Genomic DNA, 15,112 nt, shown 5'->3' with positions numbered 1-15,112 from the left:
ATGAACCAAGAAACCTTTAAAACGACAGTCTTCATCCATAAGGATCGGTTATTTCGTTTTGCAAATAGGTTTTTGCTAGATCAGGATGATGCGTTTGATTTGGTTCAGGAAGTATTATTGAAGTTATGGGAATCGAGGAGTGAACTTTTAAAAATTACGAATATCGAAGCTTATGCGATGCGAATGACAAAAAACTTTGCCTTGAATAGATTAAATAGAGAGGGGGTCAAAACAAAATATATGGCACAACTTGATCAAGATATTCAAAAAGAAAAGTATCCTTCCTTAACTAGAGAACTTATTTTAAAATTCATAGATCAGCTCCCTGAAAAGCAAAGACTGGTGATGTATCTCAGAGATATTGAGGAATATGAAATTGCAGACATTGTTGCCTTGGTCGGAATAGATGAAAATGCAGTGCGCGTAAATTTATCGCGAGCTCGAAATGTGGTAAAAGTCAATTTGACAAAAGTATTTGATTATGAAGAAAGAAGAATTAAAGAAATTAGAAGCTAAATATTTAGCAGGAGAAACGACTCTTGCCGAAGAAAGGTTACTAAAGGAGCAAAGCGAAGAGGGGTATTTTTCGGTCTTATCACAGCAGGATAAAGCGGAGATGCCGTTGGATTTTGAATCTTTTTTAACAACTACAGAAAAGGTACAATCTGTCCATCTGCCACAAAAGAGAAAAATATGGACATTGTTTTCGTCTATCGCAGCAGCTGTTTTGGTCATCTGTTTAGGTATATGGTATTTGCCTAATCAAAAAGCAGTGGAAGAAGAAGAGGTGGCCACTCTTAAGATTCCCTCGAAGGAGCATCATGAAAAGGATATCATTGAAACGAAACCATTGGTTGAGAATAAAGAAAGTGAAAAAAAGCTATCACGGAATTCAACGGTTGTAAGGATCGATACTTACAATAGTGACCGATCAGTTTTAAAGCCAGAATTAGATCTGGCAAGTGAGCCACTTGCGTCAGAAGAATTTTATGTAGAGGTCAATGGGGTAAAAATTACAGATGAAGCGGAAGCATTAAAGATTACTGAAAATGCACTGCTATTTGCCTCTTCGAACTTAAAAAAAGGAATGAAGGAAGTTGAAAATATAAAATGTTTAAGTATTGAATTATAAAAATTATGAAAACGATATTATTAGTATTAGCGCTATTGTGTTCAAGTTTGGCACATGCTCAACTATCGAAATTAGATGAGATCTTCGAGCAATATAAAGAAGGAAAAGGGGTGACTTCTATTAAAATTGGTAAGCCTATGTTCAGCATGCTGAATAAGATGAAATTATCCGATAATGAAGTGAATAGTATAAAACCATTGCTTTCTAAAATAAACAGTATTAAGATGCTGATCTTAGAAGAGGCAGATCTAGGAGTACAATCTGATGTGTCAAAAGCTATTGGCAAATTGAAATACGAAGAATTGATCACCATTAATTCGGAAGGTAATAAAATTAAATTTTTAGCAGAAGATACAGCAACTGATGTTATTAAAAATCTATTGCTCAGCATTCAATCTGAAGGAAGTACGATTTTTATGATCCTGGATGGTAAGGTGAGCTACGATGATGTAAATAAATTGGTCAATACTAAACAATAGGATTATGAAGCATTCAATAATTATAGGAGCCCTTTTACTCTTTTGTCTGACTTTGCAAAGTTGTTTTGTTAAAACAAGTCCAAACATGTCGTTTGTGAGTAAGAGAGACCTCTCAAGTGATACGGAAGTTGCATCAATAAGGGTACCGATGTTTTTAACAAAAGCATTTATTAAAGGTAAAATAAAAGAATTAGATGAAGAGGATGCGATTGCGGCATTGGCCTTGCGGAAAATCAAGAAGTTAAAGATCATGACAATTTCTGGAAATAAAAAAGATAATCTCATGAGTAAGTTTAATGCTTATCTAGCTAAAAATAATTTTGAAGAAATGATGAGTTTGTATAGTGAAGGATCAAAAATTACGATTAATACAGAGATGAAGAAAGATCATGTGAAGCGTGTGCTATTGGGGATCGCAGATGAGGAGGACTATGTTTTTGTTGATATTAAGGCTGATCTGGATTTAAATGAGTTATCTAAAATGATCGAGTATTACGAAAAGAAAAATAATAAAACTAAAATAATAAACTAGTTATGGAAAAGTTAATAACCGCAATTGCACTTGTTTTTAGCGTGTTTACCGCTCAGGCACAGCTTTCTAAAGTTAATGAATTTGTAAATTCATTGCCGAAAAAACAAAAAGGGATAGACATCTTTAGATTTAGTGGTGCTAATATAAAAGATGTAAACAAACTTAGCGATGGAGATTTGTTTATGGATATTAAACAATTTGTTCCCGATTCTTTATTGAAAGATATTCACGATTTGGTCATCTGCCAAATTGGGGCTGAGCAAGCTAAAGAATCTAAAGCTCTTGAAAATGCTATAAAAAAAGCAGATTTAAAAACGCTGTATGCTGTAGAAACAGATGGTGTGGCAGTGCAGATGTTGACAACAGATTTTGATCAGAATAATGCGCAGGATTTACTAATTGATGTGAAATCGGAAGATGATTCCAGAATAACTGTCATGCTAAAAGGAAAGATTCCAATGGAGTTGACTGGTAACAGTAAGTAGAAGGGGGTATATATAAAAAAGCCTTGCAATTTTTTGCAAGGCTTTTTTTATATATAAAGCTTACGCTTAGTTTTTCTTAGCTAATTCTTCAGCGATTGCTTTTCCGATTTCAGCAGGAGATTGTACTACACGGATGCCACACTCAGCCATGATTTTCATCTTAGCAGCTGCAGTATCGTCAGCACCACCAACAATAGCACCAGCGTGACCCATACGACGTCCTGGAGGCGCTGTTTGACCCGCGATGAAACCTACTACTGGTTTAGTACCATTTTCTTTAATCCAAAGAGCAGCTTCAGCTTCCATACCACCACCGATTTCACCGATCATGATGATCGCTTCAGTTTCTGGATCATTCATTAATAATTCTACTGCTTCTTTAGTTGTAGTACCAATGATTGGGTCACCACCAATACCGATAGCAGTTGTGATACCTAGACCAGCTTTTACAGTTTGATCAACAGCTTCGTAAGTTAATGTTCCTGATTTAGAAACAATACCAACATTACCTTTTTTGAAGATGAAACCTGGCATGATACCAATTTTAGCTTCATCAGCAGTGATGATACCTGGACAGTTTGGTCCGATTAAACGAGAATTTTTGTCACTCAAGTAAGATTTTACTTGAATCATATCTTTAGTAGGAATACCTTCAGTGATACATACGATTACTTCGATACCTGCTTCAGCAGCTTCCATAATCGCATCTGCTGCAAATGCAGGAGGTACGAAAATAATAGAAACGTTAGCACCAGCTTTTTCTACAGCATCTTTAACAGTATTGAATACGGGACGGTCTAAATGTGTTTGACCACCTTTTCCTGGTGTAACACCACCAACTACGTTTGTTCCGTACTCGATCATTTGACTAGCATGATAAGTACCTTCTGTTCCAGTGAAACCTTGAACAACTACTTTTGAATCTTTATTAACTAATACACTCATTTCTTCTTAAAATTTTGCATCACAAATCTACTATTTTGCATTGGAAATAGGAAGTAATATAAATACTTATATCCCCTTAATTGATAAAAAATTAAGAGAACTTACTTTTTTGAATAAAATCCCAAGTTACGATACCAATTGTGACAGATACATTGAAGGAATGTTTTGTGCCAAATTGCGGAATTTCGATACAATAATCCACTAATGTCATGACTTCTTCATCGACACCATTCACTTCATTGCCAAATATTAAAGCATACTTAGCATCTTTTGCAGGTATAAAGTTTTGTAATAGTACACTGTTTTCGGCTTGTTCGATCGCAATAATGGTATATCCCAATTCTTTTAAAGTTTTAATTGCTTCCGTAGTTTCCTCGACATGTTCCCATGGAATCGTTTGTGTCGCACCTAAAGCTGTTTTTTCAATTTCGCGATGTGGAGGTGTAGCCGTGATACCACATAAGAATATTTTTTCTATTGCAAATCCGTCAGCCGTTCTAAAAGCTGATCCGACATTATGCATACTTCTCACATTGTCTAGAACGAGTGTGATAGCTGTTTTCTCTTGGTTTTTGAATGTTTCAACATCAGCACGTTGCAGCTGATCCATGGATAATTTTTGCATGTTGCAAAGATAAGTATAGAAAACTTTAAAATAGATTTTGAATATTAGAAATAAGATGTTATTTTTGCATTCCGAATTTTAAGTAAAGAACGAATAAAAATTAGCTAAAAAATGGCAAATCATAAATCAGCGATCAAAAGAATTAGAGCAAACGCTACAAAGCGTTTAAGAAACCGTTACCAAGCAAAAACTACTCGTAACGCAATTAAAAAATTACGCACTTCTACTTCAGCAGAAGAAGCTAAAACTTTATTGCCTCGTGTAATTTCTATGCTTGATCGTTTGGCTAAGAAAAATGTAATCCACAAGAAAAAAGCTTCTAACAACAAATCTAAGTTAACTAAATTTGTTAACGGTTTAGTTTAAGCTTTCAGTATAATATATAAAGGGATACAGTTCTCTGTATCCCTTTTCTTTATGTTTTTACTTTACCCTGGATTTTCTCTTTTCCAAGCGAATGAATGTAAATAAAAGTGTCGAGATTCTCGACACTTTTTTATTTTTCTTATTTTTCCATTACCGCTGCAATTGCCTTTTTCAGAGCCGCTGGGTTTTTCATATAAGGTTCTAAATCGTAAATCTCAACCTTTTTAAAGTCTATAGGATGACTCTCGCTTTGAAGAGAGATTGTTCCTTTACTGAGTAGTTGCCCCGCTTTTGTTTTTGGAAGGTCAGAATGCGATACATTTCCACCACCATATTGCGGCTTCTGATATTCGAGAACTTTTTCTCCATTTACAAAGTGTTGGATAATTGAATCTCCTAAGACAAGAAAATCTGCTGTTACCCATTGATCTCCATGATAAGTTTTCGATGTAGAGCTTACACAATGTGGTGTAAATAATTTATTGTTCATGACAACATTTGTACCCGGTGTACATAGATTACTTGTTGTCCGTTCATTTGTTCCGTCGCCACCTAATAACTGGCCTTCAATTGAAACTGGAAAATCTTGATCTTTTGCCATTGTTTTAGGATCTTGACCATGTAACATAGCACCACTGTTGCGCCACGCCCAGCCTTCACCTCCATTAGCTTGATCGCCAACGAAACGATATTGAACACGCAGGATGTAAGCAGAAAATTCTTTGTTGTAGAATAAATGGCCATATTGTTGATCAAATTGATCATACCCATCATATCTTACTTTTAATAAACCATCTTCAACACGAAACGTATTCGCATAGTTTTCTCCAACCTCGTGCTTGCTAATTTTTGGCGTCCAATTTTTTATATCTTTGCCATTGAACAATTGTAATGGTTTTGGTTTCTTGTTCAGTGAGCTGGCGCCAACTGAAACACACAGGGCAAGTCCTGCTAAACTAAAAAATAGTTTTTTATAATTCATTATTAAGATTTTAGGTATTAGAGAACTAAAATACTTAAAAATATTAAATTAACAATTGTTTTTGCTTTACATATTCGCTTGGTCTTACACCGATCACTTTATTAAAGGTATTACTGAACGTCGGCAAACTACTATAACCTACCTTCAGAGCAACTTCATTTACACTCAGTTTTTCATCTAAAAGAAGTTTAAGAGCCGTTAACATTCTTAATATTGTATAATACTGTATAAAAGACATGTTGAGTTCTTTCTGGAAAAGACGCGCTAATGTACGTTCGCTGATGTTGAATTTTTGAGAAAGTGTTTTAAAGCTTACATTTTCCTCAATGCGGCTTTCTAAAAAGGTGACGATATCTTTTAGCTTTTGATTGTTCGGATAGGGGAGTGCCAATGGTAGCTCGTGCTGGGAGACTTCAGGTAATAATAATTTAAATGCTTTTGCAAGCGAATATTTAGGCTCTTCAACAGGGAAAATATTACCGTTCCATCTGTTTGTGAACATGATCAACTCATTAAGAAGATCGTCGACAGGGTAGATGCTTATCTTCTTGTAGAACTCCTGGTCAGTATCATACTTTGGAAAATAAAGATTACGCATAACTACATCAGGGGTGCTCGGATGAATACTGTGGCGTATGCCAGCCGGTATCCAGATGTAATGTCTTGCAGGAAGAAAATAGGACTTCTCAGCTGTTTTTAAAAAAACAACACCACCTTCTGTGTAAAGAAATTGATCTTTATTGTGCACATGCTCGGTAATAAAATTTTCGCCAATGATAGCATGGTGACAATAGATGCTATCCTCAAAAGAATCCACTTCTGTTACGTAATAACGATTAACATATTTGGGATCTTTTATATCGCTTTTTATATTCATGATTTCCTTCCGTTTCCGTTGCAAAGTTAAAGTTTTTATACAAAAGCTTTGTATTACTTTATGAATGTAAGTTAATACTCACCATTATTGATTGTTAATTTGGGTATGTAAGTAAGTGTGTACTAATTTTTTGAAATTTTTTAAATAATTAAGAGGTTGATTGATAGTGTTTTATGTGTTTTCAAATATTTAATATTAAAACGATTTCTTCTGATAAAAAATATTAAATGCTGATTTATAAATAATTACAAATATATCGTCTTTATTGGATAATTTTGTGACTAATTGCAATAAATTGACATAGAAAAAATAACTTAATATTGTTTGTTCTAATATTCAAACAATTACTAAGAATATGTTTGTAAATATTAGTAAATTGGGAAATAAGTAAAGGAATATGTCATACGATAGAATTAAACTTAAAAGTTTACTTGATAAAGTAATTACAGCAGAGCAGGCTGCACAACTATTTGAAAATGGTATGATCGTTGGCTCAAGTGGATTTACGAAAGCCGGAGACAGCAAAGTCGTATTGCCAGCTTTGGCAGACCGGGCGAAAACAGATCCTTTAAAGATAACATTGATCACAGGTGCTTCTTTAGGTCATGGCACAGATGGTAAGCTGGCTGAAGCTGGTGTTCTTGCTAAGCGTATGCCGTTCCAGGTGGACCGAACACTTAGAGGAAAGATCAATAGCGGGGAAGTCCTATTTATTGACCAGCATTTGAGTGAAACAGCAGAGTTGCTGCACAATAAGAATTTAGCCTCTGTTGATATTGCCGTACTTGAAGTAGCAGCGATTGAAGCCGATGGTAGTATTATTCCGACCACTTCAGTGGGTAACTCAGCAACTTTTGCTGCTTTAGCCAAGCATGTGATTTTAGAAATAAATACAGCTGTTCCGATGGAGATTCGTGGCATCCATGATATCTATCAAGCCGAAGATTATCCAAGAAGAAACGTTATACCTATAGTAGCTCCTGAGAATAAAATTGGGCGAAAAACAATTGCCTTAGACCCTTCAAAAGTCGTTGGAATTGTATTTACTGATATCGAAGATAGTCCGGCAGATATTGCAGAACCAGATACCAAGACAACGGCTATTGCCAGTCATATCTTAAATTTCTTTGAGAAAGAAGTAGAAATGGGACATCTGTCTTCCAGTTTATTGCCGCTTCAGGCGGGGATAGGTAAAGTTGCGAACGCTGTTTTAATGGGTTTTAAAGACAGTAATTTCCGCAATTTAACGATGTTCTCAGAAGTTTTACAAGATAGTACCTTTGATTTAATTGATGCGGGAGTAATGGATTTTGCATCGGCTTCTTCCATTACGGTTTCAAAGCCCTGCTATGATCGTGTATTTGGAAACTTGGATAAGTATCGTGATAAGATGGTCTTGAGACCGCAAAATATCTCAAATACTCCAGGATTAATTCGTCGTTTGGGTGTTATCGCTATTAATACGGCTATTGAATTTGATATTTATGGCAATGTAAATTCCACACATATTTCAGGTACCAATATTATGAATGGTATAGGTGGTTCAGGTGATTTTGCAAGAAATGCTTACTTAAGTATATTCGTTACACAGGCAGCATCAAAAGAAGATCGTATTTCGCATGTGTTACCCATGGTATCACATGTTGATCATACAGAACATGATGTTGACATATTAGTAACTGATATCGGTCTAGCTGATTTAAGAGGATTAGCTCCTCGTGAACGCGCTCAAGTTATTATTGATAACTGTGTTCATCCAGATTATAAAGAGCAGTTACAAGACTACTATGACCGCGCCTGTGAGCGCGGGGGCCATACACCACATATCTTGGAAGAAGCATTTAGCTGGCATGTGAATTTGCGCGATCAAGGAAGTATGAAGAAATAAAAAAAGAGTGATACAATAAAAAAGTAAAGCAGCTATTCTTAAGAATAGCTGCTTTACTTTTTTGTCCCCAATTCAATGATTGGTAATAGACAATGATAAAAGCTCGCTTACTCTAAAATATGCTATTTTTTAACCATGTTTTAGTTTTACTTGCTTCTTGTCTTACCATCGTTATTGAATAAATTTGGAAGTTATATTTCTCTTTTTTATGTAAAAGTCTAAAACGCGTCCCGCTTCTAGGGGTCTATCGGTGCTCAAAATATCTGCGCCATTTTCAATAAAGCGGGCATATAGTTGATCTCCTTTTTGTTTGGCCTGGCGGTCTAAATTTCCTAGTGTACCTAATATACACATGATACCATGTTCATGAAGTAGCTCTATTAAGTTTTTATCCGCTTCTCTGGTGCCGAGAAAGGCAATAATGCGATTATCTGGAATATCTCGATCATTGAGCCGCACTAAATCTGCTTCATTTTTTATAGGTGCAGATAGCATGAGGTCAGGGGCTAAATTATGCACAACAGCAGCCTGATTTGCGGAATACGTAATGATTATGGCATTACTTTCAGCTTTTTGACTGCGAATAGCACGGATCACCAAATCATAGGGAACCCCTTGTTTAATATCTAAGGTGAAGATGACTCTACCTTTGCCCCATGCTAAGGCTTCTTCCAAGCTCGGAATTCGATAAGGGGTTAGCTTTCCATTAGGATCTTTTAATCTTAAACCTTTTAATTCATTTTTAGTTTTAGAATCTACTGATCCCGAGCCATTAGTTGTTCTGTTTAAGTTGCTGTCATGCATCAATATTAAAGCAGAGTCCTTAGTCAACCTAACATCACATTCCACAATGACAGGTCTGTAGCTCGCGTTAAATGCAAAAGTTTCTACTGCATTTTCAGGATAACCGGTTGTAGGGCCTCCTCGATGTAAGCTGATGAGCGGATATCGGTTTTCATCGTATGTTAAAAATTGATAAAGCTCCTCTGCTGTTTTTAAATTGAGTGTTTTACTACCCGCCAGAACATCCGAAGATGTGCCGGTCCGAAAGCAGGATGCTAAAAGTGCGGTTGTAAAAATTAAAAAAGGGAAGAGATTTATTCTTCTAAACATACAGTGATTTGTTATTGGTTTTTCTTTAATAAAATGATGAGATCATCTATTGGTGTATTGATATGATCAATAATTAGATGAGCTTGTTGATAAAACGGTTCTCTTTCAGTTAGTTTTTCAGTAATAAAATTAAATAGTTCCTCTTCAGTTTTACCGATTAAAATAGGTCTTTTATTCGGTTTTGACTGAGACAATCTATCAAATAGCGATTTTGGTGACATCTGTAAATATACCGAAATACCATTTTCATTCATCCACTGCATGTTATCAAAAAAACATGGAGAGCCACCTCCGGTAGAAACGATTGCATTTTGTTGCGCAGTTTTTAGTAACTGCTTGCGTTCTAATTCTCTAAATTTTTCTTCCCCGTGCAACTGAAAATATTCTGTGATGGACATGCCTATCTCTTTGACGATTTCATCATCAGTATCGATAAAAGGTAACTCTAATTTACTTGCTAACTTTTTGGCTAAAGTGGTTTTTCCACTTCCCATATAACCAATTAAAAAAATAGGTTTTGGCATATTATTATTTATCTAAACTTAAGTATCGCTCTTCTATATCTTTTGCATCGGGTATAGCATTGTAATGCCATTTGTCGATTACGGTTCCTGATTTTAATAAAAGTACCCCAGGATTTGCACGGATCATGCTTTTCAACGGAATAAGATCAGCATAGAATATTTCTGAAATTAAGTGTAATTTATCACTTAGGTAGTCTGAATCTTCAGAAGAACTGGCCGTCAATAACACTATTCGTAGATTGTAATCTTCAGTTAATTTTGTCGCTATTTTATTGATTTTATCTAAAGCCTCTACATTAGCTTTGGACAGGTCTTTAGCAACAATAATTAAATTATAATAAGGATTATTGATTATTTCTTGGGTATGGTCATTTCCTTCAGCATCTGTAATCAGAAGATCTGTAATCGGAATCTGATAGCCTTTCTTCACCAATTTACTTTGCGGTTCGCCAACGATCTCCCAGTTTGTGTCTTCCCAGACTTTTTCAGACATGTAAATTTTATCGGTAATGGTTTTTGTTTCCCCCGTTTTAACATTTTTCATGCTGTAGATCTGTTCATAAACATCGCCTTCTTTTCCTTCAGGTAGAACCATTAGGGATGGGATATTATTACCGATTTTATAAGGTAAAAAATCTATAAACGGTAAATACATGAACGTATAGATTCCAATGCCAAAAGATAGGACTGCTGTAAATGTTGCTACGAGGCCACGATTGGTCGGATCTTTAATGAGTGGTGTAATTTGATTGCGGTAAACAAAAATGATTAAGATCAAAGCAAGCAATACGAGATCCTTGCCAAAGGACTGCCAGGGTGTCAACGGAATAGCGTCGCCAAAACAACCACATGAAGTAACAACTTCAAAAAAAGCAGAGTAAAAAGTAAGGAAAGTGAAGAAAATGATCAGCAGTAATAAACCCCACGCTACAAGCTTTTTGTAAAAACCTAACAAAAGCCATATACCCAATATTATTTCTAGTGCACAGACAACGATAGCAATCGCTGTAGCATAGTCATTTAAAAAGTCGGTATGAAAAACATGAAAATATTCTTCGAGTTTATAACCAAAGCCAGTAGGGTCATTTGCCTTTATAAAACCGGAGAACATAAAAAGAAGACCTGTAAAGATGCGCGCAAAGCAAAGTAGATAGTTTGTTTTTTGCGATTTATTATTGATGACTGCTGACATAATTTTAGTTTGATTGAGCTAACCCCATTTTTATAAGTGCAAAAACGGCATAATTTAACATATCTTGATAATTGGCATGAATTCCTTCGGAGGCGATGGTGGCGCCGTTATTGTCTTCAATTTGTTTCACACGGTGAATTTTCATGAGTATCAGATCTGTTAACGAAGAAATTCGCATATCGCGCCATGCTTCGCCATAATCGTGATTTTTAGCAAGCATAAGGTCACGTGTTTCATTTACTTTTTCCGTGTATTTTTCATTTACAAATTCTGGACTTAAATTTTCTTCACCATCTTCACCCAATTCGAGCTGAATCATACCCATAATACAATAGTTGATGATACCCACATATTCTTCCAAAATACCTTCCCCAACTTTAGATACTTTTTTGATCTCTAAAGTACGAATGCGTTGTGCTTTAATATAAATTTGATCGGTTATAGAAGGAAGTCGCATAATACGCCAGGCTGTTCCATAATCTTTCGTTTTCTTGATAAATAAATCTTGGCAGTGCTCGATAACTGTATTGTATTCCTGAGTCGTATTCATAACTATTATTTGCGTATTTCACGAGAAAGTGAGTGAACTATTGTTACAAATATAATTAGAATTAACCATTTTTATGCGTCACAATTATGTCCAATTTAGCTGAATATCGCTAATAAAAAATAAAAATGTTGATATTTGATTTAAGGATTTATCGCTTGAGTATCGGTAAATTATAAAAGGATGACAGATGATAATTAAAAAACCTGAAATAAGAGAAGTTAGAATTACCCGCTACATACAGCCTTTTCGTGAAGGAGGTTCTTTGCCGGCATTGGCCGATGCAGATGATGGCTTTAGTTACGTGATTAAGTTCAGAGGTGCCGGACAGGGAAAGAAAGCTTTAATTGCAGAGTTGATAGGCGGAGAGATTGCCCGTGTTCTTAATCTCAGAATGCCTGAAATGGTTTTTGCAGATTTGGATGAATCTTTTGCCAGAACCGAACCTGATGAGGAAATTCAAGATTTATTAAAATTTAGTGTTGGCAAAAATCTAGGTGTTCATTTTTTAAATGGGGCCATTACTTTTGATGCCAATGTTGATCAGATAAGTCCTGAAGAAGCATCTCGAATTGTCTGGCTCGATGCGTTGTTGATGAATGTTGATCGTACGGTCCGTAATACAAACATGCTGATCTGGCATAAAGAATTATGGTTGATTGATCATGGAGCTTCCTTATATTTCCACCATAGTTGGGACAATTGGGAAGAGCAAGCTATAAAACCCTTTGTGCAGATAAAAGATCATGTGTTATTAAAGAACGCCAACCAAGTTGAATCGGTGGACCGACAATACCGTTCTTTATTAACCGAAGAAGTGATCCGTAATATAGTGGATATCATACCAAGTGAATGGTTAGTTGATGAATCGAGAGATTTATCTGCAGCTGAGGCGGGAGAAGTTTACGTGTCCTTTTTGATGAAGCGCTTAGCACATGCTGATCATTTTTTAAATCAAATTGAAGATGCCCGAAAAAACATTATATGAGTATGCGGTGGTACGCTTAGTACCACGTGTGGAGCGTGAAGAGTTTATTAATGTTGGTGTGGCGTTATATTGCCGGAAATACCGATTTGCAAATGTTCTGTTTGATATCGATGAAGTGCGCGCCAGATCTTTATTTCCGGATATGGATATAGAAATGATAAAGGCTCATCTTGAATCTTTTGTGAAAATATGTACAGGAGCAAAAGATGGTGGCAAATTAGCTGCGTTGGATCAGACAGAACGTTTCAGATGGCTGACCGCCAATCGAAGCACAATTATCCAGTGTTCTCCGGTACACCCCGGTTTATGTGAAGATCCGGCAGAAACTTTACAACTTCTTTTTAACAAGCTGGTTTTATAAATTGTATATTTTATCTACCATATAAGTATAGTATATTTGTACTATTACATAAAGGGATTACACCCATGAATGATTTTTACGAACACATTTATCAAAAACAATTGGAGGTATTTGAAATGCCTTCCAATAAAAAAATATCAGGCTGGGCAGTAGGGATCTTAGATCTGTTATTTCCAGAGCGAAATGCAGGTGGGATAAAATCTGTCGCAGAAGTGCAACTTGCTTTTCAGCAAGCTGAGCTTGAATTAGAGCAACTGTTAAGTAAATCAAAGGCTTGTGAAGCATGTGATCACTCGCTTGTTGCACGTGATTTTTTTCAATCATTACCACAATTATATGAATTGATGTGTTCAGACGCTGATGCTTTAATAGCAGGCGATCCGGCAGCAAAGAATCAACGGGAAGTTATTCGTACATATCCCGGTTTTTTCGCAATAAGTATTTTTCGGATCGCAAATAGACTTCACCGTCTTGGTGTTCCTTTGATACCCCGTATTTTAACAGAGCACGCGCATTCGAAGACGGGCATTGATATTCATCCGGCAGCAACTATCGGCCATCATCTTTATATTGATCATGGTACAGGTTTAGTCGTAGGTGAAACCTGTGTTATCGGAAATTATGTAAAGCTTTATCAGGGGGTGACGCTAGGCGCATTGAGTGTTGAGAAAATTTTATGCAATGTGAAAAGGCATCCTACAATCGAAGATCATACCATTATTTACTCGGGAGCAACCATATTAGGTGGCGATACTGTTGTAGGCCATCACTCCGTTATCGGGGGAAATGTGTGGTTGACAAATTCTGTAGAGCCTTATACAACTGTCTATCATCAAGCAAATTCTAAATTTATAGATTCCAAACCTTTAATTTAATATGGGAAATATCATTGATACCATTGGCAATACTCCTTTAGTTGAAATCACAAAATTTCATAGTAATCGAAATGTGAAGATTTACGCTAAAATGGAAGGAAATAATCCTGCAGGTAGTGTAAAAGACCGTGCTGCATTGAATATGATTCGATCGGCTATGGAAAGAGGTGAAATTACGAAGGATACAAAGTTGATTGAAGCAACGAGTGGAAATACGGGTATTGCACTCGCTATGATTGCAGGTATTTATGGCCTAAGTTTAGAACTAGTAATGCCCGTTACTTCTACGCGCGAACGGACATTAACGATGCAGGCATTTGGTGCACAGGTCACATTATTAGAGAGCATGGAGATCTGTCGTGATTATGCGGAAGATAAAGCTGCCACAGGAGATTATTTTATTTTAAACCAGTTCGCAAATCCCGATAATTATAAAGCACATATTAAAACTACAGGTCCGGAGATCTGGCGTGATACCGCAGGAAAGATTACACATTTTGTTAGTGCAATGGGTACTACCGGTACGATAATGGGGAACTCTATATATCTGAAGGAGAAAAATCCTGAAATACAGATCGTCGGTTGTCAACCAACTGAGGAGTCATCCATTCCGGGGATTCGTCGCTGGCCTGAGGAATATCTTCCGAAGATATTTGACGCTTCTCGTGTCGACCGTATCCTAGATATCTCGCAGAAAGAATCTACTGAGATGGCTCGTGAGTTAGTGAAAAGGGAGGGTATATTTGCAGGTATGAGTTCTGGAGGAGCATTTGCGGCCGCATTGAAGGTAGCAAATGAAATTGAAGAAGGAACTATTGTATTTATTGCATGTGATCGGGGTGACCGTTATTTAAGCTCAGACTTATTTGCCTAAGTAGTATTATTATAATTTTAGAAAAAAGAGTCATCCCTTCCGGATGACTCTTTTTTTTACCTTGTTATTTCATTTTCTAGATCTTTACTTTTTAATCAGATTTGATGATTCTCTACTTGAAGTTATCCACATTGTGAATTAATATTGTTGATAACTATAAGATTGGTATTTTATATTATCCACATTTTTTAACATAAATGTGAATAAGTTATTTATGCCGGATTTATTGCTTTGTGGCTGATTAAATGGTATTTAATGCTTTATTTTTTAAATTTAAGTTTTACAAAAAAAAGTATTAAACATTTATACTTCTTTTGATAATCTTTT

19 protein-coding genes are annotated in these 15,112 nt (G+C 35.9%); 11 read left to right on the top strand and 8 right to left on the bottom strand.

All coding sequences use genetic code 11. The features are described 5' to 3' along the window. From WH188_RS21665 to WH188_RS21645, 5 genes are all read left to right on the top strand, one after another. The gene (locus WH188_RS21665) at positions 1-516 is read left to right on the top strand and encodes an RNA polymerase sigma factor (protein ID WP_132772101.1); all 516 of its coding nucleotides are present in this window, start codon (positions 1-3) and stop codon (positions 514-516) included. Next, positions 482-1,132, top strand: coding sequence for a hypothetical protein (locus WH188_RS21660; protein ID WP_168128335.1), 651 nt, complete (start codon positions 482-484; stop codon positions 1,130-1,132). The genes WH188_RS21665 and WH188_RS21660 overlap by 35 nt, the downstream gene beginning before the upstream one ends. Positions 1,133-1,137: 5 nt before the next feature. Further along, a complete protein-coding gene (locus WH188_RS21655) occupies positions 1,138-1,611 on the top strand; it encodes a DUF4252 domain-containing protein (RefSeq protein WP_021187807.1) in 474 nt (157 codons plus the stop codon). Between the two features lie 85 nt (positions 1,612-1,696). Continuing rightward, positions 1,697-2,143: a DUF4252 domain-containing protein gene (locus tag WH188_RS21650; RefSeq protein ID WP_021187808.1), complete on the top strand. Its 447-nt coding sequence runs from the start codon at positions 1,697-1,699 to the stop codon at positions 2,141-2,143. Between the two features lie 2 nt (positions 2,144-2,145). Further along, on the top strand, positions 2,146-2,628 hold the full coding sequence (locus WH188_RS21645; RefSeq protein ID WP_168128336.1) for a DUF4252 domain-containing protein: 483 nt from the start codon (positions 2,146-2,148) through the stop codon (positions 2,626-2,628). Between the two features lie 66 nt (positions 2,629-2,694). Here the strand turns inward: WH188_RS21645 and sucD are convergent, their stop codons facing one another. Together sucD and WH188_RS21635 are read right to left on the bottom strand one after the other, a co-directional pair. Next, entirely contained in the window at positions 2,695-3,573 is an 879-nt protein-coding gene (gene sucD, locus WH188_RS21640) for a succinate--CoA ligase subunit alpha (protein WP_132772105.1), read from the bottom strand. Between the two features lie 91 nt (positions 3,574-3,664). Then, complete coding sequence (locus WH188_RS21635; RefSeq protein ID WP_021187810.1) at positions 3,665-4,198, bottom strand: RNA methyltransferase; 534 nt, start codon at positions 4,196-4,198, stop codon at positions 3,665-3,667. Between the two features lie 111 nt (positions 4,199-4,309). On the opposite strand from WH188_RS21635, the gene rpsT reads away from it, so the two are divergent. Then, a complete protein-coding gene (rpsT, locus tag WH188_RS21630; RefSeq protein WP_132844653.1) occupies positions 4,310-4,564 on the top strand; it encodes a 30S ribosomal protein S20 in 255 nt (84 codons plus the stop codon). Positions 4,565-4,703: 139 nt separating this feature from the next. Here the strand turns inward: rpsT and WH188_RS21625 are convergent, their stop codons facing one another. Both WH188_RS21625 and WH188_RS21620 read right to left on the bottom strand, forming a co-directional pair. Further along, positions 4,704-5,546 carry a 3-keto-disaccharide hydrolase gene (locus tag WH188_RS21625; RefSeq protein WP_132772107.1) on the bottom strand — a complete coding sequence of 281 codons (843 nt, stop codon included), beginning with the start codon at positions 5,544-5,546 and terminating at the stop codon, positions 4,704-4,706. A gap of 43 nt (positions 5,547-5,589) precedes the next feature. Further along, positions 5,590-6,423, bottom strand: a complete 834-nt coding sequence (locus WH188_RS21620; protein WP_021187813.1) for a helix-turn-helix transcriptional regulator — start codon at positions 6,421-6,423, stop codon at positions 5,590-5,592. A gap of 397 nt (positions 6,424-6,820) precedes the next feature. Here WH188_RS21620 and WH188_RS21615 point away from each other — a divergent pair, with 397 nt between their 5' ends. Next, positions 6,821-8,311, top strand: a complete 1,491-nt coding sequence (locus tag WH188_RS21615) for a succinate CoA transferase (protein WP_021187814.1) — start codon at positions 6,821-6,823, stop codon at positions 8,309-8,311. A gap of 171 nt (positions 8,312-8,482) precedes the next feature. Here the strand turns inward: WH188_RS21615 and WH188_RS21610 are convergent, their stop codons facing one another. Genes WH188_RS21610 through WH188_RS21595 form a run of 4 tightly spaced genes read right to left on the bottom strand, consistent with a single transcriptional unit; the run spans position 8,483 to position 11,690 of the window. Then, positions 8,483-9,424, bottom strand: a complete 942-nt coding sequence (locus WH188_RS21610) for a glycerophosphodiester phosphodiesterase family protein (RefSeq protein WP_132772108.1) — start codon at positions 9,422-9,424, stop codon at positions 8,483-8,485. Positions 9,425-9,435: 11 nt separating this feature from the next. Next, complete coding sequence (locus WH188_RS21605; protein WP_132772109.1) at positions 9,436-9,948, bottom strand: shikimate kinase; 513 nt, start codon at positions 9,946-9,948, stop codon at positions 9,436-9,438. 4 nt (positions 9,949-9,952) lie between these two features. Next, entirely contained in the window at positions 9,953-11,143 is a 1,191-nt protein-coding gene (locus WH188_RS21600) for a BT_3928 family protein (protein ID WP_410528508.1), read from the bottom strand. A gap of 1 nt (position 11,144) precedes the next feature. Continuing rightward, positions 11,145-11,690, bottom strand: coding sequence for a DUF1599 domain-containing protein (locus tag WH188_RS21595; protein ID WP_132844649.1), 546 nt, complete (start codon positions 11,688-11,690; stop codon positions 11,145-11,147). Between the two features lie 187 nt (positions 11,691-11,877). Here WH188_RS21595 and WH188_RS21590 point away from each other — a divergent pair, with 187 nt between their 5' ends. From WH188_RS21590 to cysM, 4 genes are all read left to right on the top strand, one after another. Beyond that, positions 11,878-12,675 carry a HipA family kinase gene (locus WH188_RS21590; protein ID WP_021189641.1) on the top strand — a complete coding sequence of 266 codons (798 nt, stop codon included), beginning with the start codon at positions 11,878-11,880 and terminating at the stop codon, positions 12,673-12,675. Then, positions 12,653-13,036: a DUF3037 domain-containing protein gene (locus WH188_RS21585; RefSeq protein WP_021189640.1), complete on the top strand. Its 384-nt coding sequence runs from the start codon at positions 12,653-12,655 to the stop codon at positions 13,034-13,036. Before WH188_RS21590 ends, WH188_RS21585 begins: the two co-directional genes overlap by 23 nt. A 65-nt stretch (positions 13,037-13,101) precedes the next feature. Beyond that, positions 13,102-13,911: a serine O-acetyltransferase gene (locus tag WH188_RS21580; protein WP_021189639.1), complete on the top strand. Its 810-nt coding sequence runs from the start codon at positions 13,102-13,104 to the stop codon at positions 13,909-13,911. 1 nt (position 13,912) lies between these two features. Further along, positions 13,913-14,785: a cysteine synthase CysM gene (cysM, locus tag WH188_RS21575; RefSeq protein WP_132772112.1), complete on the top strand. Its 873-nt coding sequence runs from the start codon at positions 13,913-13,915 to the stop codon at positions 14,783-14,785. The last annotated feature ends 327 nt before the right edge of the window (positions 14,786-15,112 follow it).

The organism is Sphingobacterium sp. MYb388, assembly GCF_037479535.1.
In the GTDB taxonomy this organism is placed as follows: Bacteria; Bacteroidota; Bacteroidia; order Sphingobacteriales; family Sphingobacteriaceae; genus Sphingobacterium; species Sphingobacterium anhuiense.
Note: the sequence above shows the minus strand (reverse complement) of the source record. Positions and strands in the feature narration are given on the sequence as shown.

Excerpts from the sequence above, each read along its gene's own strand:
- WH188_RS21665 (WP_132772101.1), top strand. The coding sequence starts at position 1 with ATGAACCAAGAAACCTTTAAAACGACAGTCTTCATCCATAAGGATCGG.
- WH188_RS21660 (WP_168128335.1), top strand. The coding sequence starts at position 482 with ATGAAGAAAGAAGAATTAAAGAAATTAGAAGCTAAATATTTAGCAGGA.
- WH188_RS21655 (WP_021187807.1), top strand. The coding sequence starts at position 1,138 with ATGAAAACGATATTATTAGTATTAGCGCTATTGTGTTCAAGTTTGGCA.
- WH188_RS21650 (WP_021187808.1), top strand. The coding sequence starts at position 1,697 with ATGTCGTTTGTGAGTAAGAGAGACCTCTCAAGTGATACGGAAGTTGCA.
- WH188_RS21645 (WP_168128336.1), top strand. The coding sequence starts at position 2,146 with ATGGAAAAGTTAATAACCGCAATTGCACTTGTTTTTAGCGTGTTTACC.
- sucD (WP_132772105.1), bottom strand. The coding sequence starts at position 3,573 with ATGAGTGTATTAGTTAATAAAGATTCAAAAGTAGTTGTTCAAGGTTTC.
- WH188_RS21635 (WP_021187810.1), bottom strand. The coding sequence starts at position 4,198 with ATGCAAAAATTATCCATGGATCAGCTGCAACGTGCTGATGTTGAAACA.
- rpsT (WP_132844653.1), top strand. The coding sequence starts at position 4,310 with ATGGCAAATCATAAATCAGCGATCAAAAGAATTAGAGCAAACGCTACA.
- WH188_RS21625 (WP_132772107.1), bottom strand. The coding sequence starts at position 5,546 with ATGAATTATAAAAAACTATTTTTTAGTTTAGCAGGACTTGCCCTGTGT.
- WH188_RS21620 (WP_021187813.1), bottom strand. The coding sequence starts at position 6,423 with ATGAATATAAAAAGCGATATAAAAGATCCCAAATATGTTAATCGTTAT.
- WH188_RS21615 (WP_021187814.1), top strand. The coding sequence starts at position 6,821 with ATGTCATACGATAGAATTAAACTTAAAAGTTTACTTGATAAAGTAATT.
- WH188_RS21610 (WP_132772108.1), bottom strand. The coding sequence starts at position 9,424 with ATGTTTAGAAGAATAAATCTCTTCCCTTTTTTAATTTTTACAACCGCA.
- WH188_RS21605 (WP_132772109.1), bottom strand. The coding sequence starts at position 9,948 with ATGCCAAAACCTATTTTTTTAATTGGTTATATGGGAAGTGGAAAAACC.
- WH188_RS21595 (WP_132844649.1), bottom strand. The coding sequence starts at position 11,690 with ATGAATACGACTCAGGAATACAATACAGTTATCGAGCACTGCCAAGAT.
- WH188_RS21590 (WP_021189641.1), top strand. The coding sequence starts at position 11,878 with ATGATAATTAAAAAACCTGAAATAAGAGAAGTTAGAATTACCCGCTAC.
- WH188_RS21585 (WP_021189640.1), top strand. The coding sequence starts at position 12,653 with ATGCCCGAAAAAACATTATATGAGTATGCGGTGGTACGCTTAGTACCA.
- WH188_RS21580 (WP_021189639.1), top strand. The coding sequence starts at position 13,102 with ATGAATGATTTTTACGAACACATTTATCAAAAACAATTGGAGGTATTT.
- cysM (WP_132772112.1), top strand. The coding sequence starts at position 13,913 with ATGGGAAATATCATTGATACCATTGGCAATACTCCTTTAGTTGAAATC.